This window comes from Dyella psychrodurans, assembly GCF_003363265.1.
GTDB lineage: Bacteria > Pseudomonadota > Gammaproteobacteria > Xanthomonadales > Rhodanobacteraceae > Dyella_B > Dyella_B psychrodurans.
Genome location: NZ_QRBF01000005.1, coordinates 78,531 through 100,712, shown reverse-complemented (window position 1 = coordinate 100,712; position 22,182 = coordinate 78,531). Strand labels below are relative to the sequence as shown.

The window sequence follows — 22,182 nt, the reverse complement described above, 5'->3', positions numbered from 1 at the left end:
CGCCATTGGCGTTGTAGAACATGGCATATGTTCCAAGGAGAGCGTCGATGCCGCACCTCATGTACCTGAGCAAGGCCGAACGATGCGGTTGAGGTCGCTGGAGGGGCGCCTCACTCTGTTGCTTGCCCTGGCCGCACTGACCGGTGCGCTGGTCTATATCGGCGTGACCGAGTGGCCGCTGCCGCAAGCGTTTGCGTGGATGCAGGAAGCCATGGGACGACATGCTTCGGTCTTCCAACCTTCTCGCGTCGACATATTTGTCATTTGCGCCCTCGTGCTGTTGCCATTGTGCTGGTGGCTCGGTCATATCGTGATGGATCCGGTCAAGCGCTTGCTGCGTGCACTGGAAAGCGCGGTGGCCAGTTACCGCGATGGCGACTTCAGTATTTCCATTGCGCTGAATCGTCGCGACGAGCTGGGCGATTTGATCCACATGCACAACGAGCTGGGGCAGACGTTGCGCGAGCAGCGCCAGAATCTCGCGCAGCGCGAATTGCTGCTCGATACGGTGGTGCAGAACACGCCGGTCGCACTCGTGCTGACCGATGCCGGCGACCGTGTGGCGTATGCCAACATCGCCGCGCGGCATTTGTTCAACGAAGGGCGCACCCTCAACGGATTGCATTTCGCCACCTTGATCGCCGACGCCCCGGAAGCGTTGCGCAAGGCGATCGAAGGCACCGAAGACGCGCTGTTCAGTGTGGAAATGGATGGCAGCGAGGAAACCTTCCATCTTTCGCAGCGCGCTTTCCGTTTGCAGGGACGTCCGCATCGGCTGCAACTGTTCCGCCGCATGACGCGCGAACTGTCGCGGCAGGAAGTGGCCGCCTGGAAGCGTGTCATTCGCGTGGTCAGCCATGAGTTGAACAACTCGCTGGCGCCGATTTCCTCGCTCGCCCATTCCGGTGCCGAACTCGCGCGGAGGGGCGACGTGCAACGCCTGCCCGGGGTGTTTGCCACGATCGGCGAGCGCGCGCGTCATCTGCATGGCTTTATCGATGGCTACGCGCGTTTTGCCAAGTTGCCGGCGCCGCGTATCGCGGCGATCGAATGGAAGCCGTTCCTGGATGCACTCGCTTTGCATTGCCGGTTTCAATTGCAGGGGAACGCCCCCTCGCAGCCGGGCTGGTTCGATCCGGTGCAGATCGAACAGGTGTTGATCAACCTGATCAAGAATGCGCACGAATCGGGCAGCGCGCCGGAAGGCGTCACCCTCGGGCTGAACGTGGTCGGGCACGAGTTGCGCATCGAAGTCGCCGATCGCGGTCCCGGCATGAGCGAGGCGGTACTGGCGCAGGCGCTGCTGCCGTTCTATTCCACCAAGCGTTCCGGCACGGGCCTTGGTCTGGCGCTGGCGCGCGAGATCAGCGAGGCGCACGGCGGGCGCATCGCACTGGCCAATCGCGAAGACGGCGGCCTGCGGGTCACGCTGGTCTTGCCTCAGAGCGCTACCGCCAGCTGATCGCCCCAACTGGACCGACTCCTCGGCTGCCCTATACTCAGCCGATCAAAAGGAGGGGTTGCCATGGGAAGTATCGTTGCATTGGTCATCATCGTGCTCGTGTTCGTCGTACTGGCCAAGCTGGTGCGTGTCGTTCCGCAGGGTTACGAATGGACTGTTGAACGTTTCGGCAAATACATCAGCACACTATCGCCCGGTCTGCACTTTCTCATTCCCGTCATGTACGGCATCGGCCGCAAGATGAACATGATGGAGCAGGTGCTGGACGTGCCAAGCCAGGACGTGATCACCAAGGACAACGCGGTGGTACGTGTCGACGGCGTGGTGTTCTACCAGGTGCTGGACGCCGCCAAAGCCGCGTATGAAGTGGCCAATCTGCAACAGGCCGCGCTCGCCTTGGTCATGACCAACATTCGTACCGTGCTCGGTTCGATGGACCTGGATGAGTCGTTGAGTCAGCGCGATGCGATCAATGCAAAGTTGTTGAAGGTCGTCGACGAAGCCACGCATCCATGGGGTGTAAAGGTCAACCGCATCGAGATCAAGGACATCGCGCCGCCGCGCGACCTGATCGACTCGATGGCGCGGCAGATGAAGGCCGAACGCGAGAAGCGAGCGAATATTCTCGAAGCCGAAGGTTTCCGCCAAGCCGCGATCCTCAAGGCCGAAGGCGAGAAACAGTCGGTCATCCTGGCGGCCGAGGGTGAGAAAGAAGCAGCATTCCGCGCGGCCGAGGCGCGCGAGCGTTCGGCCGAGGCGGAGGCCAAGGCGACGTCGATGGTGTCCGAGGCGATTGCCAGCGGCAACGTCAATGCACTCAATTACTTCATCGCCAACAAGTACGTCGAGGCACTGAAGGAAATGGCCAATTCGCCCAACCAGAAGATGCTGCTGTTGCCGATGGAGGCGACAGGCATCCTCGGTTCGCTGGCGGGCATCGCCGAACTGGCGAAGGAATCGCTGGGCCAGCAGCAAGAGAAGATCGCCGCGCGTCGCGCCCCACCGCCGGTAAGCTGAGCGCAAACGCGTTGGCGTGACGAAGACATCCTACGGAGCCATCCATGTTCGCAAGCATTGCCGCGCATTATTTGTGGTGGATCGTTGCGCTGGTGCTGATCGCCATCGAGGTGATCATGCCCGGCTACTTCATGTTGTGGATCGGCATCGGTGCGGCGGCAACGGGCGTGCTGGTGCTGGTCGTGCCGGGTACGTCGTTGCTGTTCCAGGCAGTCGCCTTCGCGGTGCTGGCGTTCGTGTCCTGCGCGGTCTACTGGTACGTGCTGCGTCCGAAACTGCAACATGACGAGCCGGGTGACGCACGCTTGAATCGCCGTGGCGAGCAGTTGATCGGCGGGCGCTACGTGCTGATCGAAGCGATCGTCAACGGACGGGGTAAAGCTCGCGTGGGCGATGGGCAGTGGCTGGTGAGCGGACCTGATCTGCCAGTTGGTACGACGGTCGAAGTGGTAGCCGTGGAAGGGACGACGTTGAAGGTACGGCCGGGCTAAGCGCATTTCTTCCTCTCCCCGAAGGGGAGAGGGCTTCGCAACGCATGCACAAAGGACGCGCTTCCGGTAAGAATGTCGCCATGCGCTTATCTATTGCCTCTACAAACACATTCTGCCGAGTCACCCGAAGGGTGGCTGCTGCATGAGCGTCCAATTCGCCACCACGGCACTCAATACGCGCATAGCCTTCCTGATCGAACTGGCGTGCCGGTTGCACAAGTACGGTGCTTCCTCGCCGCGCCTGGAGATGGCCATTTCCGGTTCGGCGCAACGTATCGGCTTGAGTGCGGACGTATGGTCCAGTCCGACGGCGATCATCATTTCCTTTGCGGATCTGGCGCAGGGGGATGAGGGGCGTGTGGCGCACGCCACGCAGGTGGTGCGTTTGCCGCCCGGCGACGTCAACCTCGACAAGCTTTGCCGCGCCGACGAAATCGCCGACCGTGTGATTGCCGGTGAACTGGATCTGCGCGAGGGATTTCGCCTGCTTCGCGCGCTGGAGCTACCTGACACGCGCCGTCAGAAAGTGGGGCTGGTCATCAGCTACGGTCTTTCGGCCGGGGCCATCGATGCGCTGTTTTTGCACAGTGCCTGGGTGGATGTGCTGGTGGCGACAGCCGTCGGCCTGATCATCGGCGGCATCAGCATCTTGTCGGCGACGCGGCCGCGTCTGGCCGTGGCGAGCGATGCGATCTGCGCGATGGTGGCCACCCTGGTGGCGATCGTGTTCAGCGCGTTCGTGGTGCCGCTGGCGATCAAATCGGTGGTGCTGGCGGGATTGATCATCCTGGTGCCGGGCATGTCGCTCACCACGGCGGTGCGCGAGATTTCCAGCCAGCACCTGGTCTCGGGCATGGCGCGCATGGGCGGCGCGATGTCGACCTTGCTCAAACTCACCTTTGGCGTGGCGGCTGCTACGCAGGTTTGCGCCGTGTTCGGCATCGAACCGCGCGATTTCGAATTGCCTGCGTTGCCGGCGTGGGTGGATTATCCGGCGCTGCTGGTTGCGGCGATCGCGTTCGCGATGCTGTTCCGGGCGGCCAAACGGGATTGGCCGGTGGTCATTGGCGCGGTGATCGTGGGTTATCTCGCCACGCGCCTGGGTGGGCTTATTTCGGTCAATTTGCCTGCCGCGCCGTTCGGAGTGTTTCTGGGCGGTCTTCTGCTGAGTGCCTTGTCGAATCTCTATGCCAGGTATGCCGGCCGGCCGGGTGCCGTTGTTCGCGAACCGGGCATCCTGCTGCTGGTGCCGGGCAGCGTGGGTTTTCGCGGCGTGTCCTTGCTGCTTGATCGCAATACGGGGCTGGGTTTCGATACCAGCCTGTTACTGGTCACGCTGCTAATTTCGCTGGTGGGTGGCCTGATGTTTGGCGAATTGCTGGTGGCGCCACGGCGATCGCTCTGACAGAGTGTTAAGAAAGTGCTTTGCCCACCTTCTTTACATTGACGCCTATCTACGTTTTCGCCATGACGCGATTTCCTTTGCGAGATCAGGGTCGCTCGCCAGTTCTTCAATCGCCTGTGCTGCCAGGGGATTCTTCTTGCGGCGCTTCTTCAACGCCGAAAGCAGCAGGAGTCGGCTTTCGCCTTGCGTACGATCTTTGGCGATGTCGATCAGCTCTTCCAGCGTTTCGTCCGTGACGGCAACCGCTAACGCGCAAGCCAAGCCATTCTTCGCTCCGAGGCGGTATTCGTTGATATCGCCAGGCCCCTTGATCCCCCAGCCCATCGGGGCCTTGCGGTATTCCTCAACCAGGATCGGCCATGCCTTCTGCACTTCAGGCTCACGGACGGCCAGGGAGCGCGCAATGGTTTCTCTTGTCGCATCCGAGTAAGGCATCACCAAGTGCTTCAGCAAAATGGGGATGGCTTGCTCATAGCGTTGAGACATGCCGATCAAGTCAACTACATATTCGATTTTCATTCCGACGGCGTGCAATTCACGCAATAGTGACTCCTGTTCCAAGCGCATTCGCGCGACGCGCTCGGCTATCTCTTGCTCTCTTGTCCTGTTGATTTCACGCAGGCGTGCTGTCTCCTCCTCTGTCAATCTCATCCTGTCCAATTCTCTTGGCTTGTGGCGCATGAGATGCTCAAGCGCTTCCGTCGTCAACGGTACCCGGGCTGTTTTAGATCGTTTTGTCGTCATTGGGCTGGTGGAATATCCATCCGGTTGATAAGACCCTGATCAAATTGGTCTTGCAAGGGGCCCGAAAATTGTGTGTCGGGCCGAGTGTACAAGTTGAATCGCGATCCTTCGCTTTGAGAAAAGTCCCGGTAATCTCGTAACTGCCCCGTAAGGCTTAGCTTGCCCACATTCTTCACTTCGCTAAGACTCTCACCTGGCTTCACCCCATCGGGAACTCGCGTACGGCCATTGACCATTATCGACTTCTTATCGCCGATGTCGTAGACCGCCCGCACCGCCGCTTCGCCTTCTTTTCCTAACTGGTTCGCTGTTTTGACTTCAGCGACTTCTTTGAACACCCCCGCTACCGGGCCACTCACCTCCGAACCCACTACGCCGATGGTAGCTACGGCAATATTGGGAAACGAAGGGTCATGCACTGCTTGCGCGATGTTGGGGATGTCGCCGATCCCCGGGATCAGACTCATCGCCATTAGCGCCTGACTCGCCTGGGCAGGTGTCGTCTGAGCGATGTCGGCTTGCAGTGCGGTCACCCCTTGCAGAGTGAGCGATGCCGATTCGCGACCGTTTGGGTCGACATTGGTGATGGGGTTGTTATGGGCATACGCATAGCGATTGAACCCAAACACATCGCCCGGCGCAGGCCCCGCCGGGTCCACACTCAAAAACCGTCCCGTCTCCGGGTCGTAATACCGCGCCTGCATGTACACCAGGTCGGTATCCGGATCGTTGACGTGGCCGGTGTAACCCGGGCCGTTCGGTGGCTGGCCTAATGCCTGCTCACCGTAGGGCCGGTAGTCGAAGGTCTTGGTGATGTTGCCTTGAGCGTCCGCTTCGGCCAGGACCGTGCCATTCGGATCAGTGAGAATGTAGGTGACTTTGTCGGCATGCGCTGCGCCACAGAGCAGCAGGCAGGTCAGTAGCCAGATCGTGCGCCAAATAGGGCGTGTGGCATGGTGTGTTGTCTTGGCGTGACGCATACGTCTCCCTCCCTTGGGTTCTGTGTCCCTGCATCGCACACCCAAAGTGACCGCGTGGAAATCGAAGTAGGGAGGTTTGGTCGTAAGGTTTCTACCTATCGAAGAGGAATAGGCGGACTCATCGCGAGGAAAGAGTCTTGCCTCGCTTATGAAATCCTCTTGGTACATTTCGGTGCACGGGGGAAGACATCACTCACGCAGAGGACGCGCCATGTTCCGTTTCGTTTCTCAGGTAGTTCGTCAAACCGTTTGTGCAGGCGTCGTCGCCGTTAGCCTGACGGCCACCGTTGCCATGGCACAGACGGCGGCTCCGGCCACAGGACTGGGCCAATCCTGGCCTAATGCGCCCGATCACAGCGTCAGTCCGTATTGGCATGCCTACGTGTTCGAGCGCGATGGCGTTCGCTATATCCAGATCAATGATCGCAACGGCACGGTGCATGCGGCGATCGGTGAGGTCGGCGATACGGTTTTTGCGTTGCCGGTGGGGGTGGATGCGCAGCGTGTTGATATCATGCCTATGCCACGTGCCAGCGCTTCGTCGCAAACGATCTATCAGGACGACACCATCACCGTGATGGCGGCGCCTCAAAGCGATGGGTCGGTGCAGGTCAGAGTGCAGGCTGCGATATGCGATAACCCAGTTAACTGCGTCTAGCTATCGCTAATTGCCCCTTTGTCCTCAATGAAGTGAGCACGCGATCATCTCACCCACAGGCGCATAGGCATCCTATGTTTACGCTGTCGCCGTACCTGTGAACTTGTCTCGCATAACAACACCGATATGCGTATACCGTTGGCCAGGCTGCGATAGTGCAGCAAGCCGTCGAACACCTCTGTCAATCGTCGTAGCTCATCCAGGTTGTTCATGCTGGCGCCCAGCTTGGGCGCCACACGGCGACGTTCCTCGGCTTGCAACACGGCATGGGCCACATGCGTTTCGTTCGCCATGCTCTCAATGCGCAGCACCGCCCCAGAGATGCCATGCAGCCGTCCGATCCGCACAGCCAGACGAACACCGATGCAGGAGGGTGACGCGCTGACGCGAGTCACCGCTTCGCAAGCCACGCGGTACACACCTGCCTGCAAGTTCTGACTCAAGAAGTTCAAGTCGCGTACGGGTATGTCGCACCAATAGGCGATGTCGGCTTCGCGCAGTGCCAGTCCAATGGTTTCGTAAAGCGCGGCGCCCACACCACGCTCCCGCCATGCGCTGGGGTGAGTGTTCTCGGCCAGGCGGTGGATATGCCGTTGCAAAAGCAATGCCTGCTGGCTGAAATCCGCCTGGTCCGTTTGGGGCACGAAATGTTCCAGCATATAGGCATAGTCGAGGCGCAGGATACCTGCCATGCTTTCCAGCGCCTGCGAGTTATGCTTCAGACGATGCTCGCCCGAAACCAGGGCATGCTGGACGGCGTCTTGCCTGTTTTTGGCGTCAAGCGCCAACTTTTCGTATTGATGTAGCTGCGTGGAGATGCGTGCTCCAAAGGTATGCAGACATGTCATGGCAATGGCCACAAACATCTGCGCTTGAGGGATACCCAACTCTGCTGTCCAGCTCCATTCCAGCAGCGAACACATCGCGACAAGCGAAAGTGTGCCCAGTACAGCCGCACCCCACCCATGCTTGAGCACTAACCATGCGGGTGGAAGAAACAAGGCCATCATCGCTGCAGGTTTCATCATGTCGATAGCGACATGATGCAGAAACGCAAGAGCCGCTAACGCAAACGTTGCCATGGCGACGTCTTGCACCAGCGCACCGGCTATCAGCACCCGAAATGGAGGAAGTCGCCATTCTTTCTTTCGAGGATAGACGCGGATCATGACCACCCAAGGCACGATGACAAGCATTGCCAGGTAGAGGTTGCTTAAATACAAAAAGAACGTTCCTTCTGGGACACGGTATGGCCCGGTAGGCAAGCGCGCGGTCGATACCGTCGCGTAGTACAGGAGCCCCCACACCACCGACAACGTCAGCACGCACCACAAAAGCTTCTTGATATCGACCAGATGACGTGCAGGAAACAAAGCCGCACGACTGCGGAACCACCACACCACCGGCATGCCAACAGCAACGCTCGGAATGGTATTAATGGCGGCATAGGTCAAACCGAATCGGTCGACAAATTCGATATTGTTGTAGATCAGCGGCCCTATTTCGCCGACCACCAATGCCAACCAGTAGCGATACGGCATCACCAGTAAGCACGTCACGCGAAGCGACGCCGCGAACGGCCATGGTGCGCTGGCAAAGGTTTGCGCCACTACCCAGTACATCAGTGCGTACCCCAGTGCCACAGCCAGCTGTCGCGCCCAAAGATTATCCAGAATTCCCTTCCCCATACGACCCACTCCTTGCGACGAGTAGCGTTATCCGAGCCATCCAGGCGCTGCCATGCGCTGTCCCCGACGTCGGCGTCGGATGGTCATTGGGAAAGTAAAGCAGGCGTCGCACATAGACCTATCGGAAAACACCGAGCGGAACGACAGGGTTTGCCGCGCTCCGATTGCGTTTTATGTGCGTGAGGCAAATGTGACGTTCTTCCGTGAGCTATCGAGATTCACCACCCTCGGCGTCTTTGATTGCGCGATGTCGATGCGTTCCTTATTGCCCGACGGGCTGGCGGATTTATCGCGATTTGGACAACAAAAAGCCGGCTTGCGCCGGCGTTTTGTTGTCACAGGAGTTCGGCAGGGCGCGAATTAGATCGCCAGATCCTTTTCCTTTTTGCCGGCTTTCAACGCATCGCTGAACCAGCGCGGACGCTTGCCGCGACCGGACCAGGTCTGCTCGGGATCGGCGGGATTGCGGTATTTCGGTGCCACCGAACCGGTGCCGCGGCGCTTGGCGCGCACGCCGCTGCCGAATATGTCTTCAAACGTATAACCTTCGGCCTTGATGAGTGCGTGGACTTTCTCGCGCAATTTGCCGACTTTTTCCTTGCGCAGCTCGTTCTGGCGCAACTGGGCCTTGCTGATCAGGTCATTGAGCTGATTATGGTTGAGACTCTTGATATCAATGGCCATGGGCGTAACTCCGGTAACGAGGTTGAGGGGGATATTCCGGGATAGTGAATTATGTGATTAATGCCCGGGAGCATTTTTAATTCTCCCGCATATATTGCGTGATTGCAAAGAAATGGCTGCAAGATAATCGGTCATTTCGTGTGCGAATCATCTTATTTGTGTATTTCAATACTGTTAATGATCGCGGCATTAAGGCGGCCATGGATGCCATGGCGTCCGCGAAACGAAAAAGGCCGCATTAAGCGGCCTTTTCGGTTCAATGGAAGACTGATTTCAGCCTAACAGTTCAAACAACTCGTCGCGCGTAATGGCGCTGGGTTCGGCGGCGTTGCGTGCGCGATATTCCAGCGTGCCGGCGGCAAGTCCGCGCTCACTGACAACGACGCGATGCGGAATGCCGATCAATTCCATGTCGGCAAACATGGCGCCGGGGCGCAGGCCGCGATCGTCCCACACGGTTTCGATGCCGCGAGCGGTGAGTTCGTTGTAAAGCGATTCGGCGGCTGCGTTGATGTCCGGTGCGTTCTTGGGATTGATCACGCACAGCGCCACGCGCCACGGCGCCATCGGCTCGGGCCAGATGATGCCGGCGTCGTCGTGGCTCTGTTCGATGGCGGCGGCGACGATGCGGCTGACGCCGATGCCGTAGCAGCCCATGAGCATCACCTGCTTCTTGCCTTGGTCGTCGAGCACGGTGGCGCCAAGGGCTTCGGCGTATTTCTTGCCGAGCTGGAAGACGTGGCCCACTTCGATACCGCGAGCGATGCGCAGTGTGCCGTGGCCATCCGGCGAGGGATCGCCTTCGACCACCTGGCGAATGTCTTCGACGCGCGTGATGCGTGCATCGCGATCCCAGTTGGCGCCGGTGTAGTGGGTGTCGTTGGCGTTGCCGCCGCAGATGAAGTCGGCGAGCACGGCGGCGCTGCGGTCGACAATCACCGGAATCGAATCGGGCAGGCCGACGGGGCCGATGAAGCCGGGGCGCGTACCGGTGGCGGCGAGGATTTCTTCCTCGGAAGCGAGCACGGATTCATCCGGCACTTCTGCGAGTTTTGCGGCCTTCACTTCGTTGATCTCGTGATCGCCGCGCAGGCACAGCGCGACCAGGCCATCCTTGCCGCGTACCAGCACGGTCTTGATCACACGGTCGGCGCTGACGCCGAAATGCGCGGTGACATCTTCGATGGTGCGCACGCGCGGCGTATCCACGCGTTGCAGCGTTGCCGCCGGGGCAGGGCGAGCGATGGCGGGCGCGACCGCTTCCGCTTTCTCGATGTTGGCGGCGTAATCGGAGCCATCGGAGAAGATGAGTGCGTCTTCGCCCGAATCGGCCAGCACCTGGAATTCGTGGCTGGCGTTGCCGCCGATGGCGCCGGTGTCGGCCTGCACTGCACGGAATTTCAGGCCAAGGCGCGTGAAGATGCGCGAGTACGCCTGATACATCACCTCATAGGTTTCGGCCAGCGATTCCTGGGTGAGATGGAAGGAGTACGCATCCTTCATCAGGAATTCGCGCGCGCGCATCACGCCGAAACGCGGACGGATCTCGTCGCGGAACTTGGTCTGGATCTGATAGAAGTTGATCGGGAGTTGCTTGTAGCTCTTCAGTTCATTGCGCGCGAAGTCGGTGATCACTTCCTCGTGCGTGGGGCCGTAGCAGAATTCCTGCTCCTTGCGATCCTTGATCTTCAGCAGCTGGCCGCCGAATTTTTCCCAGCGACCGGTTTCCTCCCACAGCTCGCGAGGCTGCACGGACGGCATCAGCATTTCAATCGCGCCGGCGCGGTTCATTTCCTCGCGCACGATCTGCTCCACCTTACGCAGAACGCGCAGGCCCAGCGGCGACCAGGTGTAGAGGCCGGCGGCGAGCTTGCGGATCATGCCGGCGCGAATCATCAGCTGGTGGCTGGCGATTTCGGCGTCGGCGGGGACTTCCTTGACGGTGGCCAGGTGGAATTGGCTAAGGCGCATGTGCGGCGAATCCGGGGTGAAAGCCGCGATTATAGCTGGCCGTACGGCTTCCTCTCCGGTCTGGAGCGCGGACTACGTTTTATGGCTAGCTACCGCAGTACTGCTGGTACTGGGACTGGCTGGCATCTAATTGCTGCTTGCGCTGGTCCGCGTTCAGCACCTGCGTCTGTCCGCCGTTCTGCATGACCACGGGGCCGCTGCCTTGCAGGGTGCCGATGTTGGTTTTCAGCGATGCGCACATTTTGGCGCGGTTTTCCGGCGTGTCGGCCATGGGTTGGCTGTTGTTGCCGTCTTGCGAGGACGACGAAGTGGGCGTCGCGGATGCGGGTGCGCTGCTTGACCCGGACGAGATCGGCTCCTCTGAACCGGTTACGGTGACCTGACTGTACTTTGTGCCCGTCGGGGGTGGGCTCTCGGAGTAATGCGTGGTGCCATGGGCATCCGTCCACTTATAAACCTGGGCCGAAACCAGCGGCGCGACCAGCAGCAACGCAAGGGCGATGGACAGACGACGCATGGGCGGACTCCAGAAGGTGGGCGTGCGATGCACTAGTTAACAACCCGCGCGATCCGGACTCAAGCACCGGATGGTTTACACTGCGCGCATCCCGTCACGGATTGATTCATGAGCGATACCACGCCAGTCCGGGCGCCCCGGCATCCCGGTATTTATCTGCTGCCGAACCTGTTTACGACCGGCGCGATGTTCTCCGGCTTCTATGCCATCGTGGTCAGCATCGGGGGGCGGTTTACCGAGGCGGCCATCGCGGTGTTCGTGGCTGCCTTGCTGGACGGCATGGACGGTCGCGTGGCGCGCCTGACCCATACCCAGAGCGAATTCGGCGTTCAGTACGACTCGCTGTCCGATCTGGTGAGCTTCGGCCTCGCACCGTCCCTGGTCATGTACAACTGGTCGCTGTCCAGCCTGAGCGAGTACGGGCCGCTGTGGGGCAAGGTCGGCTGGGCCGCTGCGTTCATCTACGCCGTCTGCGCGGCGCTGCGCCTGGCGCGCTTCAATACCCAGGTGGGCGTGATCGACAAGCGCTATTTCCAGGGACTGGCCAGCCCGGCCGCGGCCGCGGTATGCATGTCCTTCGTATGGAGCATGGAGAAATTCCAGGTCTCCGGCCCTGAACTCGACATGTTCACGCCCTTCCTGGCGGTGGTGGTGGGCCTGCTGATGGTCAGCCGCTTCCGCTACTACAGCTTCAAGTCGTTGCCGATGGGGGATAAGGTGCCGTTCCTGTGGATCCTTGTCGCCGTGCTGATTCTGGTGCCGTTCTTTGTCGATCCGCCGCGCGTGCTGTTGGCGGTGTTCTCGCTTTATCTCCTGTCCGGACCGGCGGTGACGCTGTGGGGCCTGGCCACACACCGCAGGCGCCCGCGCCGTGGCGTGACATGAGCGCGATGGTCGCCAGCCCGGGGCACCGCGATCGCGTGCTGCGTGCACTGGGCGTGATGCCCTGGCGCCTGCGCGCGGTGGCGTCTGCGCCCGTCGAGCCGGTGGCATCCATGGCGGAGTTGCCGGTCCAGGGCGGTGTGGTGGTTGTGCTGCCGCCTGGATGTGCCGTGCGAGAGCTCGATCTGATCGGGCGCGTGCTTTGCGCGTTCGGGCCGCAGTTCGCGCGCGCGGCGCGCGTCGAGGCGACCGCTAGCGAAACGATGCAGGTGCCGCATGCGCGGGCCTATCTGGTGTTCGGCCAGGCACAGGCGCATGCCCTGGGACGCGTGCTACCTGCCGATGTCATGCGCGATGCGCATATCGTGTTGGCGGATGCGCCGGCCGATGTGCTTGGCCAGGCAGCGTCCAAGCGCCGGCTCTGGCATGCCTTGCGCAGCATGCGCCGCGCTGTCGCGACAGGCGGCACAGCGTAATGGTTGCCGTAGCGCGCCCCTCCCTGGAGATGCGCGCGATGCGTCGCGAAGATCTGTCGCGTGTCAGTGCGCTGGAAAGTGCGTCCTACGATTTCCCGTGGACCCTGGGCATCTTCGGCGATTGCCTCAAGGCTGGACACCCCGCATGGGTGCTGTGCCTGGAAGGCCGGGTTATCGGTTACGGCATTCTTTCGGTTGGCGCGGGCGAAGCGCATGTGTTGAACGTGTGCATCGATCCGGAGCAGCGGGGGCAGGGCTTCGGACGTCACTTGATGCGCCGCTTGCTGGATATCGCGCGCTGGAACGGTGCCGAGCGAGTGTTTCTCGAAGTGCGGCCGTCGAATCCGAATGCGCAGCAGCTTTATGCATCGATGGGATTTCGCGAGATCGGGCGTCGGCCGCGTTACTACCCCGCGCATGGCGGGCGCGAGGATGCGATTGTGATGGCGTTGGAGTTTACCTCGCCATAGCGCGACGCCTTTTCCCTCTCCCCTTTGGGGAGAGGGTAGGGTGAGGGGCGGGGCTTGCCCCAAACTCTATTGAAACGATGCTTTGATTGACCGCCACGCAAGAGTGGCCCCTCACCCCAGCCCTCTCCCCATAGGGGAGAGGGAGCAAGGCATTAGCCCAGCTTCTGCAACTGCTCACGCAATGCTGTGAGCTGCGTACCCCAGTCGGCAATGCGCTGACGCTCCTGTGCCACAACTTCCACCGGCGCATTCGCAACAAAGTTTGCATTGCCGAGCTTGCTTTCGCACTTCTTGATCTCGCTTTCGATGCGGCCGATTTCCTTGGCGAGACGCGCTTTCTCCGCACCGAGGTCGATCAGGCCGGCCAGCGGAATCAGTACGCGCATCGTGCCCACGACTGCCGCTGCGGCAGCGGGTTCGTTCGCACCCGATTCAATCCATTGCGGCGCATCCACGCGAGCGAGGAAGCTGATCTGTGCGGCGAACTTGGCGGCGCGCGCGCGATCGGCGGCGTCGCCGTCGGCAAGCAGCAGCGGAATCGTCTTGCCCGGTGCGATGTTCATTTCCGCGCGGATGCGGCGGATGCCGCTCAGTACGTTCTTGAACCATTCGATTTCCGCGGTTGCCGCGTCGTCCGCAACGATATCGCTCGCCTTCGGCCACGAACGCTGCAGGATACCGTCGGCCTTGATGCCCAGCTTCGGCGCCACCGATTGCCAGATTTCCTCCGTGATGAACGGCACGATCGGATGCAGCGCGCGCAGCACGGTTTCCAGAACGACGACCAGCGTATGGCGCGTCGATGCGGCGGCCGCGGCGTCGTCGCCGTTCAAGGCCGGCTTGGAGAGCTCAAGGAACCAGTCGCAGAACTCGTTCCAGGTGAATTCGTAGAGCGCTTGCGCCAGCAGGTCGAAGCGATAGCTTGCAAAGTGCTGTTCCACTTCGCCCAGCGTCTGCTTGAGGCGCGTGAGAATCCAGCGTTCGGCTTCCGTTGCCGGTGCGCCTTGCGGCGCGGGCAACTCGCCTTCCGGCAGGTTCATCAGCACGAATCGCGCAGCGTTCCACAGCTTGTTGCAGAAGGCCTTGTAACCTTCGGCACGCTTGATGTCGAAGTTGATCGTGCGGCTGTAGCTGGCGAGCGCGGCAAACGTGAAGCGCAGAGCGTCGGTGCCGATGGCGGGGATGCCGCTCGGATAGTCCTTGCGGATGCGCTTTTCGACTTTCTCGCGCACCTGCGGAATCAGCAGCGATTTGGTGGATTTCTCCACCAGCGGTTCGAGTTCGATGCCGTCGATCAAGTCCAGCGGATCGAGCGTGTTGCCCTTGGACTTGGACATCTTCTGGCCTTCCGCGTCGCGCACGATCGCGTTGATGTACACCTCGCGGAACGGCACCTTGCCGGTGAAGTACTTGGTCGCCATCACCATGCGCGCGACCCAGAAGAAGATGATGTCGAAACCGGTGACCAGCACCGCGCTCGGCAGGAAGATCTTGTCGTGTTCCCAGTTGGCGACGATCTCGCCGCGCTCGTTTTTCACCGGGCCATTCGCAGGCCAGCCGAGCGTGGAGAAGGGCCACAGCGCGGCGCTGAACCACGTATCGAGAACGTCTTCATCCTGCGTCAGCTTGCCGATCGGCGCGACAGACGCGTGCGCGCGTGCGTCGGCTTCGTCTTCGCCCACGAAGATGTTGCCCGCTTCGTCGTACCACGCCGGAATGCGATGGCCCCACCACAACTGACGGCTGATGCACCAGTCCTGGATGTTTTCCAGCCACTGCGTGTACGTGGTGGTCCAGTTTTCGGGCACGAACTTGACCTCGCCCGAACGCACGGCGTCGAGCGCGGGTTCGGTGATCGCCTTGCGACCGCCGGCACGTCCGTCTTTCTGCACATCGCTGGTGAGATCGACGAACCACTGGTCGGTGAGCATCGGTTCGATCACCGCATCCGAACGCTGGCTCACCGGCACCTGCAATTTGTGCGGCTTGGTTTCGACCAGCAGGCCGGCCGCTTCCAGATCGGCGAGCACGGATTTGCGCGCTTCGTAGCGATCCATGCCCTGGTACTTCGCCGGCGCGTTGGTGTTGACCTTTGCGTCGAGTGTGAAGATGTCGATCGGCGTCAACCTGTGACGCTGGCCGATGGCGTAGTCGTTGAAGTCGTGCGCAGGCGTGATCTTCACGCAGCCAGTGCCGAACTCGCGATCGACATAGTCGTCGGCGATCACCGGAATCTGGCGGCCGGTGAGCGGCAGCGTGAGCGTCTTGCCGATCAGATGTTGATAACGCTCGTCTTCCGGATGCACGGCCACGGCGACGTCGCCAAGCATGGTCTCCGGGCGCGTGGTGGCAACGACGATGCTTTCGCCGCTATCGGTGACGGGATAGCGAATCGACCACATATGGCCGTCGCGCTCGACGTTGTTCACTTCAAGATCGGACACGGCCGTGCCCAGCACCGGGTCCCAGTTCACCAGGCGATTGCCGCGATAGATCAACCCCGCGCGGTACCATTCCACGAACACCTTGCGGACGGCGGCGGAGAGGCCTTCGTCCATGGTGAAGCGCTCGCGCGACCAATCGGCTGCGACGCCGAGGCGGCGCATCTGGTTGGTGATGGTGGAGCCGGATTCTTCCTTCCACTGCCACACGCGTTCGACGAACGGCTCGCGGCCCAGGTCGTGGCGGCTCTTGTTCTCCACCGCGAGCTGGTTCTCCACGATCTTCTGCGTGGCGATGCCGGCGTGGTCGGTGCCGACCTGCCACAGCGTGTTCAGGCCGCGCATGCGCTGATAGCGGATCAGCATGTCCATCACGGTCTGCTGGAAGGCGTGTCCCATGTGCAGGGTGCCGGTCACGTTCGGCGGCGGCAGCAGGATGCAGTACGGCTCGCCGTGCCCCGACGGGCGGAATACGTCGCTGGCTTCCCAGCGGGCATACCACTTCGACTCGATCGGGCGGGGCTCGAAACTCTTTTCCATCGGGGACTCGCGTTTGCGCGCCTGGACTGCGGCACGCGTAGGGTTGGGCGTAAAGCCGCCATTGTAAGGGTCGGGGGCGGGCCTGCCAAAGCCGGCCGGTTCCGGGAAGGATGGGGGCAAATCCTATATATTTCCGGGCCGGCCTTCGGGCAATCCTAAGTGGGGCAGCGGGTAGGAATGGAAACGAGGAACGAGGTCGATATCGCGACGGCTGGGTTGCCTCATCCCGCCACGGTCGCACCGCGGCCGAAAGCGGTCGTTTGCATGACCAACCACGAGCGCCCGGATTGCGCGCGCATCAATCAGGAGATTATCAAGCTCAACTATCCCGAGCCCTGGCGGATCGTTCATGCGTGCTCGGATACGACGTACGAGCCGCACATGGAAGATGTGCTGGTCCGCTGCCAGCCACGCACCATCATCTATGGTGCGCTGAATCTGCTGCAGCAGTCCTGCCGTACCGCCGTCGAGGTCTACAACCCGCAGTATCTGGTGCATGTGGAAGCCGATACGTGGGTGTTCGACCAGGGCATCATCCAGCGTTACATCGATCTGCTGGATCGAAACCCGCAGGCGTATCTCGCCGCATCGACGTGGAGCACCGATCAGCGCCCGCAGTGGCGGCGCCTGCATCACCCCTTCGCGAAAGTGAAGCTGGGCCTGGCCAAAGTCGCTGAAACGGTGGGCAACGATTTCTATGTGAAACGCAAGCAGACGTTATCGACGCAATTTTTCATTGCGCGCAACGATCCGCGTTTCTTCACGATGATCGACAGCATCCAGCCGACCATCGAGAACACGCTCGAATACGACTTTTATCAGGCGTTCGTACGGGAGTTCGGCGCGCGTGCGTTCATCGGGATCAAAGAACGCGAGCCCGTGCATCCGCTGAATCGCCACTGGTGCCCGGCGCTGACGCTGCACGCACAACACTGGCCGGAACAATTGCGGCGCCCGACGGATGTGCCCGCAGATGGCACGCCGCGCGAGGGCGTGACGGGCCAGTACGACATTCCCGGCAAGAAAGAAGTGCTGGCTGCGTATGGCTTTCGCAACCCTGGCCCGGCGATGCGCAAATTGCTTGAGTCCACGGATACGAGCTACTACAACCCGAAAGCGAAGCGCTACTGAGCTTGGTGCGAGAATGGCCGAATGAATCTGCTAGCCATCGAAACCGCTACTGAAGCCTGTTCGGTCGCGCTGGTCCACGGCGAAACCGTCATTGCACGCACGGAGCTGGCGCCGCGCCGTCAAGCCGAGCGCGTCTTGCCTATGGCCGATGAGCTGCTCGCCGAAGCAGGCATCGGCAAGCACGCACTGGACGGTATTGCCGTGGGGCGTGGCCCCGGGGCGTTTACCGGCGTGCGCCTGGCGGTGTCGCTGGCGCAGGGCATGGCGATGGCGCTGGGAGTGCCGGTGGTCACCGTGTCGTCGCTTGCAGCGCTGGCGCTGGAAGCGCCCGAGGACGATGCCGATATCCTCGCCGTGATCGACGCCCGCATGGGCGAAATCTATGCCGCGAGCTATCGACGCGATGGCGGTGGTGGTTTGATCGCGCTCGATGAAGAGCGCGTGTGCAAGGCGGAGTCGCTGGTGTTGCCGCAAGCAGCCGCGTGGCGAGTGGTGGGTACGGGTTGGGCTACGTATGCGGAGACGTTGCGGAGCAAGCTGGATGGTTCGCTTCGTTCGGCCGACGGTGCCTGCTATCCGCAAGCGCGTCATGTGGCGACGCTCGCGGTGACTGAATTCAAGGCGGGTCGTGCGCAGGCGCCTGAACTGGCGTTGCCGGTCTATCTGCGTGACAAGGTCGCTTTGACGTTGGCGGAACAGGGGCGCTGATGCGTCCCTGTTCGATCAAAGCTGCCCGATGGCCAGCTGTACCAAAAGGCTGCTGATCGACACGGCTGCCCACACGCCCAGGCCCAACAGGATCGGACGTATGCCGGCCGCTGCCATCTTGCGCAGGTTGGCCGACAAACCGATGCCGGTCAGCGCCACGATGATCATGAACTCCGCGGCCAGGTGAATCGCGGGCTGGATCGCCACCGGTACCAGACCCATCGTGCGCACGGTCGAGGCGACCAGGAACCACAGGATGAACCACGGGAAGATGCGGCCAAGGCTGAAATCGCCCGTCACGCCGGACTGTTTCGAAGCACGCTTCGCACGCACTGCCATCGCAATCGCCAGCACGAGACAGATGGGAATGATCAGCGTGGCGCGGGTCAGCTTCACGATCGTGGCGTAGTCGCCCGCCGCGGTGCTGTAGCTGTAGCCCGCTGCCACCACCGAGGACGTATCGTTGATCGCCGTGCCCGCCCACAGGCCGAAGCCGAGGTCGGACAGGTGCAGCATGTGCCCCAGCAGCGGGAACAGCAGTACGGCGACCACGTTGAACAGGAAGATGGTCGAAATCGCGAACGCGGTGTCGTGATCATCCGGCTTGATGATGGGCGTGACCGCCGCGATGGCCGAACCGCCGCAAATCGCGGTACCGACGCCGATCAGGATCTGCAGCTTGTCGTGCACCTTCATCATGCGGCCGAGCGCGTAGGCGGTGACGAAGGCGGTGGTCATGGTCACCATCGTGACGGCGAGCGACTCCATCCCGGTCTTGGCGACCTGGGTGAGACTCAGGCCGAATCCCAGCGCGATGATCGACCACTGCAGGATCTGCTTGCCGGCGAACTGGATGCCCGGATTGAAGCTGTCCGAGGGCGAGAACAGGTTGCGCACCGCGATACCGAGCACGATGCCGAACACCGGACCGCCGATCACGGGGATGCGGTGGCCCAGCCACCAGGCGATCAGCGCAATGCCGACAGCCAGGATGAGACCTGATGCACGGAGGCGGAGGCTGGAGGGAGTCATGGGGACTGTCGTGCTGCTCATAGTGGGTGGTCGGTGTGCGGATGGGCGTATTGTCCACGCCGGCACATATTAGGAAAATTTGAAATATCTGATCCAATGTATAAGATTGGCTGATGATCAACGTAAGCCTGCGCCAGCTTGAGGTTTTCGTGCAGATCGCCCTGCATGGCAGCGTACGCGCCGCCGCCGAGCGGCTTTATATGACCCAGCCGGCCGCCAGCATGGCCCTGGCCGAGATGGAGCGGCAGCTCGATGCGCCGGTGTTCGACCGGGAGCGGGGCCGGTTGCGCCTCAACGCACGCGGCCGCGAGCTGCTGCCGCTGGCGCAGGAGTTGCTCGAGCGCCATGCCGAATTCGGGCGGCGGGCGACCGGCAAGACGTTGGCGCTGGCAGGCGATCTGCGCATCGGTGCAAGCAATACCATCGGCAATTACCGGGTGGGCGAGCTGCTCGGCGACTTCGTGCGGGTGTATCCGCAGGTAGCCATCCGCCTGCGGGTGGCCAATACCGGCGACATTGCGGCAGCGATGCTCGATCACAGCCTCGATGTCGGCTGTGTCGAGGGGCCGGTCGCCCATCCCCTGATCGAAGTTCGGCCCTGGCGCGATGACGCGCTGGTGGTATGCGCGCCGCCGGATCATGCGCTGGCGAAAAAGCACAGCCTCAAACCCGAACATTTTGCCGGTGCGCGCTGGGTGTTGCGCGAGCCCGGATCGGCAACACGTACGACCAGCGAACGCGTGCTGGCCCAATTGCCGCCGGGCGAGACGGTGATGGAGCTCGATCAGATCGAGTCCATCAAGCAGGCGGTGACGGCGGGGCTCGGCATCGCCTGTTTGCCGGAAGTGGCGGTGACCGATGCCATCGCGAATGGGCGATTGGTCGCGTTGGAAACGCCTTTCCTGGACCTGCGGCGGAAGTTGTCGATATTGCTGCACCGAGAAAAGTATCGTGGTGCGGTGTTGGAGGCGTTCCTGGATTCGGTATCCGCCAGTTAATGACGCGGAAATGACGAGTCGCTGCGCTAATGTTCGCAGCCTGTGATGCCAGCAAGCAGCATCTCGGCTTCCTCATGCGTGCGCGAACGAATCAGTAACGGCGCGTGCTGGCGCAAACGGTCGTGATCGAGCGTGGCAAGCCGATCGCGCACATGAAGTATCTGGCTCGGGTGCATGCTGAATTCCTTCAGTCCGAGCGCGAGCAGCAACGCGGTGAAATTCACATCGCCACCGATTTCACCGCAGAGGCTCACCGGCTTGCCAGCGCGCCGGCCCGCGCCGATCACGTGCGACAGCAAGCGCAGCAGGGCAGGTTGCAGCGGGTTGTAAATGTTTTCCAGTGCATCGTTGCCGCGGTCCGCCGCGAGCACGTATTGCGCGAGATCGTTGGTGCCGATGGCGAGAAAATCGGCGTGTTCAAGCAGTGCGCGCACGTTGATCGCCGCCGCCGGCACTTCGATCATCGCACCGAGCGCCAACTTTTCCGGCAGGTCGATGTTTTCGCGCTTCAGCTCCTGCCGCGCCAGCTTGAACAGCGTGCGCACGGCGATGAGTTCGTCGGGCTGGGTCACCATGGGTACCAGCACGCGCACGGGCCCGTAGCAGGCGGCGCGAAGAATCGCGCGGATCTGCGTGGTGAACACGGCGGGATGGCGCAACGACAGTCGCACGCCGCGCACGCCGAGCGCGGGATTTTCCTCGCCGCGAATCGCGAGGCCTGCCGCGTCGGCTTTGTCGGCACCCAGATCGAGCGTGCGGATGGTGACCGGCGCGCCGCCCATGCCGAGCACCACGTCGCGATAAGCGATGAACTGCTCGTCTTCCGAAGGCAGGCCCTTGTGGCGCAGGAACAAAAATTCCGTGCGGTACAGGCCGATGCCGTCCGCACCGCGTGCGCGAGCCATCGCGACATCGCCTGGCGATTCGGCGTTCGCCAACAGGTGCACGTCGATGCCATCGCGGGTGCGTGTCGGCGCGTTGGCGAGGCTGGCGAGCCGGCGTCCTTCAAGTATCGCTTCGCGCTGCCATGAACGATAGCGTGCGAGGTCCTGCGCGGTCGGATGCACGATCGCTTCGCCGTGCTCGGTGTCGAGCAGGATCAAGTCGTCGTCGTGGATGGTCGCCAGAGCATCGCGCGTGCCCACCAGCATCGGCAGGCTGAGACTGCGCGCCAGGATCGCGCTGTGCGAATAAGGACTGCCGGAACTGGTGATCACGCCAAGCAGACCGTTGCCCGCCAGGTGCGCCATGTCGGCCGGCGCCAGCGTATCGGCGACCAGGATTTCGCCCACGCGCGCCGCCAGTTTGCGTTCTTCGACGCTGGTCTGGCGTTGCAGCGCGGAAATCACCCGGCCGATGACCTGGTCGACGTCTTCCATGCGGCTGCGCAGATAGGGATCGTCCATCGCGGCAAACACGCCGGCAAGGCGATCGCGCTGTTTCTTCAGCGCGGCGCCGGCGCGGTAACGGCCGACGGTAATCATTTCATCCAGGCCGCGCAGCAGTTCGGCGTCGTCGAGCAGCAGGCTGTGCGCGTCGATGAATTCGTTGACTTCGCGCGCCAGCGCGCCGTGCAGCTTGCCGCGAAGTTCGCGCAGTTCCTGCCGCGCGGTTTCCAGCGCGGTGTGCAGGTGCGCCAGTTCCGACGCAACCTCATCCTGGGTAAGTGGGCGCGTGTCGACCAGGTAGCGGCTGGGCTGGACCAGTCGTGCGCGACCCAGCGTCATGCCGCGCGATGCCATCGTGCCGGGCAGGATTTGCCTCATGGGCTGCCTCCTGCCGGGATGAGCGCGAACGACAAGGATGGGAAAGCGAACGTGGCCGCGCGCAGCTCACATGCCGCGTCGATGCAGGCCTGGCGTTCGTTGTTCCCGGTTCCTTGCGGCA

At 61.8% G+C, this 22,182-nt stretch carries 20 protein-coding genes; 11 read left to right on the top strand and 9 right to left on the bottom strand.

The window, feature by feature from the left end; all coding sequences use genetic code 11:
* Window positions 1-82 precede the first annotated feature (82 nt).
* From DWU99_RS13710 to DWU99_RS13695, 4 genes are all read left to right on the top strand, one after another.
* Window positions 83-1,462 (top strand): sensor histidine kinase, encoded by a 1,380-nt coding sequence (locus tag DWU99_RS13710; RefSeq protein WP_115478636.1) that lies wholly within the window; start codon window positions 83-85, stop codon window positions 1,460-1,462.
* A gap of 63 nt (window positions 1,463-1,525) precedes the next feature.
* Complete coding sequence (locus tag DWU99_RS13705) at window positions 1,526-2,479, top strand: SPFH domain-containing protein (protein ID WP_115478635.1); 954 nt, start codon at window positions 1,526-1,528, stop codon at window positions 2,477-2,479.
* A 44-nt stretch (window positions 2,480-2,523) separates the two neighbouring features.
* Entirely contained in the window at window positions 2,524-2,970 is a 447-nt protein-coding gene (locus DWU99_RS13700) for an NfeD family protein (RefSeq protein WP_115478634.1), read from the top strand.
* Window positions 2,971-3,112: 142 nt separating this feature from the next.
* Complete coding sequence (locus DWU99_RS13695; protein ID WP_115478633.1) at window positions 3,113-4,375, top strand: threonine/serine exporter family protein; 1,263 nt, start codon at window positions 3,113-3,115, stop codon at window positions 4,373-4,375.
* Window positions 4,376-4,420: 45 nt separating this feature from the next.
* Here the strand turns inward: DWU99_RS13695 and DWU99_RS13690 are convergent, their stop codons facing one another.
* Both DWU99_RS13690 and DWU99_RS13685 read right to left on the bottom strand, forming a co-directional pair.
* Window positions 4,421-5,056, bottom strand: coding sequence for a hypothetical protein (locus tag DWU99_RS13690; RefSeq protein WP_147292930.1), 636 nt, complete (start codon window positions 5,054-5,056; stop codon window positions 4,421-4,423).
* 59 nt (window positions 5,057-5,115) lie between these two features.
* Window positions 5,116-6,099 carry an RHS repeat-associated core domain-containing protein gene (locus DWU99_RS13685; protein WP_158543288.1) on the bottom strand — a complete coding sequence of 328 codons (984 nt, stop codon included), beginning with the start codon at window positions 6,097-6,099 and terminating at the stop codon, window positions 5,116-5,118.
* Window positions 6,100-6,310: 211 nt separating this feature from the next.
* Here DWU99_RS13685 and DWU99_RS13680 point away from each other — a divergent pair, with 211 nt between their 5' ends.
* Window positions 6,311-6,757, top strand: a complete 447-nt coding sequence (locus DWU99_RS13680) for a hypothetical protein (protein WP_115478630.1) — start codon at window positions 6,311-6,313, stop codon at window positions 6,755-6,757.
* 44 nt (window positions 6,758-6,801) lie between these two features.
* Here DWU99_RS13680 and DWU99_RS13675 read toward each other — a convergent pair whose 3' ends face one another.
* The 4 genes from DWU99_RS13675 to DWU99_RS13655 form a co-directional block, all read right to left on the bottom strand.
* Window positions 6,802-8,445: a hypothetical protein gene (locus tag DWU99_RS13675; RefSeq protein WP_115478629.1), complete on the bottom strand. Its 1,644-nt coding sequence runs from the start codon at window positions 8,443-8,445 to the stop codon at window positions 6,802-6,804.
* A gap of 360 nt (window positions 8,446-8,805) precedes the next feature.
* Window positions 8,806-9,129, bottom strand: a complete 324-nt coding sequence (locus tag DWU99_RS13665) for an H-NS histone family protein (RefSeq protein ID WP_115478627.1) — start codon at window positions 9,127-9,129, stop codon at window positions 8,806-8,808.
* Between the two features lie 273 nt (window positions 9,130-9,402).
* Window positions 9,403-11,100 carry a proline--tRNA ligase gene (locus DWU99_RS13660; protein ID WP_115478626.1) on the bottom strand — a complete coding sequence of 566 codons (1,698 nt, stop codon included), beginning with the start codon at window positions 11,098-11,100 and terminating at the stop codon, window positions 9,403-9,405.
* A gap of 85 nt (window positions 11,101-11,185) precedes the next feature.
* On the bottom strand, window positions 11,186-11,617 hold the full coding sequence (locus tag DWU99_RS13655) for a DUF4124 domain-containing protein (protein ID WP_115478625.1): 432 nt from the start codon (window positions 11,615-11,617) through the stop codon (window positions 11,186-11,188).
* Between the two features lie 108 nt (window positions 11,618-11,725).
* Between DWU99_RS13655 and pssA the strand changes: the two genes are divergently transcribed.
* From pssA to rimI, 3 genes are read left to right on the top strand one after another with little or no spacing between them, the layout of a single operon-like run.
* Window positions 11,726-12,502, top strand: a complete 777-nt coding sequence (gene pssA / locus DWU99_RS13650) for a CDP-diacylglycerol--serine O-phosphatidyltransferase (RefSeq protein ID WP_115478624.1) — start codon at window positions 11,726-11,728, stop codon at window positions 12,500-12,502.
* Window positions 12,499-12,975, top strand: coding sequence for a hypothetical protein (locus DWU99_RS13645; RefSeq protein WP_115478623.1), 477 nt, complete (start codon window positions 12,499-12,501; stop codon window positions 12,973-12,975). Before pssA ends, DWU99_RS13645 begins: the two co-directional genes overlap by 4 nt.
* On the top strand, window positions 12,975-13,445 hold the full coding sequence (gene rimI, locus DWU99_RS13640) for a ribosomal protein S18-alanine N-acetyltransferase (RefSeq protein ID WP_115478622.1): 471 nt from the start codon (window positions 12,975-12,977) through the stop codon (window positions 13,443-13,445). The genes DWU99_RS13645 and rimI overlap by 1 nt, the downstream gene beginning before the upstream one ends.
* 152 nt (window positions 13,446-13,597) lie before the next feature.
* Here rimI and DWU99_RS13635 read toward each other — a convergent pair whose 3' ends face one another.
* Complete coding sequence (locus DWU99_RS13635) at window positions 13,598-16,426, bottom strand: valine--tRNA ligase (protein WP_115478621.1); 2,829 nt, start codon at window positions 16,424-16,426, stop codon at window positions 13,598-13,600.
* A 264-nt stretch (window positions 16,427-16,690) separates the two neighbouring features.
* Between DWU99_RS13635 and DWU99_RS13630 the strand changes: the two genes are divergently transcribed.
* Together DWU99_RS13630 and tsaB are read left to right on the top strand one after the other, a co-directional pair.
* Window positions 16,691-17,557, top strand: coding sequence for a hypothetical protein (locus DWU99_RS13630; RefSeq protein ID WP_147292929.1), 867 nt, complete (start codon window positions 16,691-16,693; stop codon window positions 17,555-17,557).
* Between the two features lie 21 nt (window positions 17,558-17,578).
* Complete coding sequence (gene tsaB / locus DWU99_RS13625) at window positions 17,579-18,265, top strand: tRNA (adenosine(37)-N6)-threonylcarbamoyltransferase complex dimerization subunit type 1 TsaB (protein ID WP_115478619.1); 687 nt, start codon at window positions 17,579-17,581, stop codon at window positions 18,263-18,265.
* A gap of 15 nt (window positions 18,266-18,280) precedes the next feature.
* Here tsaB and DWU99_RS13620 read toward each other — a convergent pair whose 3' ends face one another.
* Entirely contained in the window at window positions 18,281-19,318 is a 1,038-nt protein-coding gene (locus DWU99_RS13620) for a YeiH family protein (protein ID WP_115478618.1), read from the bottom strand.
* Window positions 19,319-19,410: 92 nt separating this feature from the next.
* On the opposite strand from DWU99_RS13620, the gene DWU99_RS13615 reads away from it, so the two are divergent.
* Window positions 19,411-20,295 (top strand): LysR substrate-binding domain-containing protein, encoded by an 885-nt coding sequence (locus DWU99_RS13615; RefSeq protein ID WP_115478617.1) that lies wholly within the window; start codon window positions 19,411-19,413, stop codon window positions 20,293-20,295.
* 26 nt (window positions 20,296-20,321) lie between these two features.
* Here DWU99_RS13615 and ptsP read toward each other — a convergent pair whose 3' ends face one another.
* The gene (gene ptsP / locus DWU99_RS13610) at window positions 20,322-22,061 is read right to left on the bottom strand and encodes a phosphoenolpyruvate--protein phosphotransferase (RefSeq protein WP_115478616.1); all 1,740 of its coding nucleotides are present in this window, start codon (window positions 22,059-22,061) and stop codon (window positions 20,322-20,324) included.
* Window positions 22,062-22,182 lie beyond the last annotated feature (121 nt).

What these genes read in the sequence shown, in the direction of transcription:
- DWU99_RS13710 (WP_115478636.1), top strand. Translation starts at nt 83, where the DNA reads ATGCGGTTGAGGTCGCTGGAGGGGCGCCTCACTCTGTTGCTTGCCCTG.
- DWU99_RS13705 (WP_115478635.1), top strand. Translation starts at nt 1,526, where the DNA reads ATGGGAAGTATCGTTGCATTGGTCATCATCGTGCTCGTGTTCGTCGTA.
- DWU99_RS13700 (WP_115478634.1), top strand. Translation starts at nt 2,524, where the DNA reads ATGTTCGCAAGCATTGCCGCGCATTATTTGTGGTGGATCGTTGCGCTG.
- DWU99_RS13695 (WP_115478633.1), top strand. Translation starts at nt 3,113, where the DNA reads ATGAGCGTCCAATTCGCCACCACGGCACTCAATACGCGCATAGCCTTC.
- DWU99_RS13690 (WP_147292930.1), bottom strand. Translation starts at nt 5,056, where the DNA reads ATGCGCCACAAGCCAAGAGAATTGGACAGGATGAGATTGACAGAGGAG.
- DWU99_RS13685 (WP_158543288.1), bottom strand. Translation starts at nt 6,099, where the DNA reads ATGCGTCACGCCAAGACAACACACCATGCCACACGCCCTATTTGGCGC.
- DWU99_RS13680 (WP_115478630.1), top strand. Translation starts at nt 6,311, where the DNA reads ATGTTCCGTTTCGTTTCTCAGGTAGTTCGTCAAACCGTTTGTGCAGGC.
- DWU99_RS13675 (WP_115478629.1), bottom strand. Translation starts at nt 8,445, where the DNA reads ATGGGGAAGGGAATTCTGGATAATCTTTGGGCGCGACAGCTGGCTGTG.
- DWU99_RS13665 (WP_115478627.1), bottom strand. Translation starts at nt 9,129, where the DNA reads ATGGCCATTGATATCAAGAGTCTCAACCATAATCAGCTCAATGACCTG.
- DWU99_RS13660 (WP_115478626.1), bottom strand. Translation starts at nt 11,100, where the DNA reads ATGCGCCTTAGCCAATTCCACCTGGCCACCGTCAAGGAAGTCCCCGCC.
- DWU99_RS13655 (WP_115478625.1), bottom strand. Translation starts at nt 11,617, where the DNA reads ATGCGTCGTCTGTCCATCGCCCTTGCGTTGCTGCTGGTCGCGCCGCTG.
- pssA (WP_115478624.1), top strand. Translation starts at nt 11,726, where the DNA reads ATGAGCGATACCACGCCAGTCCGGGCGCCCCGGCATCCCGGTATTTAT.
- DWU99_RS13645 (WP_115478623.1), top strand. Translation starts at nt 12,499, where the DNA reads ATGAGCGCGATGGTCGCCAGCCCGGGGCACCGCGATCGCGTGCTGCGT.
- rimI (WP_115478622.1), top strand. Translation starts at nt 12,975, where the DNA reads ATGGTTGCCGTAGCGCGCCCCTCCCTGGAGATGCGCGCGATGCGTCGC.
- DWU99_RS13635 (WP_115478621.1), bottom strand. Translation starts at nt 16,426, where the DNA reads ATGGAAAAGAGTTTCGAGCCCCGCCCGATCGAGTCGAAGTGGTATGCC.
- DWU99_RS13630 (WP_147292929.1), top strand. Translation starts at nt 16,691, where the DNA reads ATGACCAACCACGAGCGCCCGGATTGCGCGCGCATCAATCAGGAGATT.
- tsaB (WP_115478619.1), top strand. Translation starts at nt 17,579, where the DNA reads ATGAATCTGCTAGCCATCGAAACCGCTACTGAAGCCTGTTCGGTCGCG.
- DWU99_RS13620 (WP_115478618.1), bottom strand. Translation starts at nt 19,318, where the DNA reads ATGAGCAGCACGACAGTCCCCATGACTCCCTCCAGCCTCCGCCTCCGT.
- DWU99_RS13615 (WP_115478617.1), top strand. Translation starts at nt 19,411, where the DNA reads ATGATCAACGTAAGCCTGCGCCAGCTTGAGGTTTTCGTGCAGATCGCC.
- ptsP (WP_115478616.1), bottom strand. Translation starts at nt 22,061, where the DNA reads ATGAGGCAAATCCTGCCCGGCACGATGGCATCGCGCGGCATGACGCTG.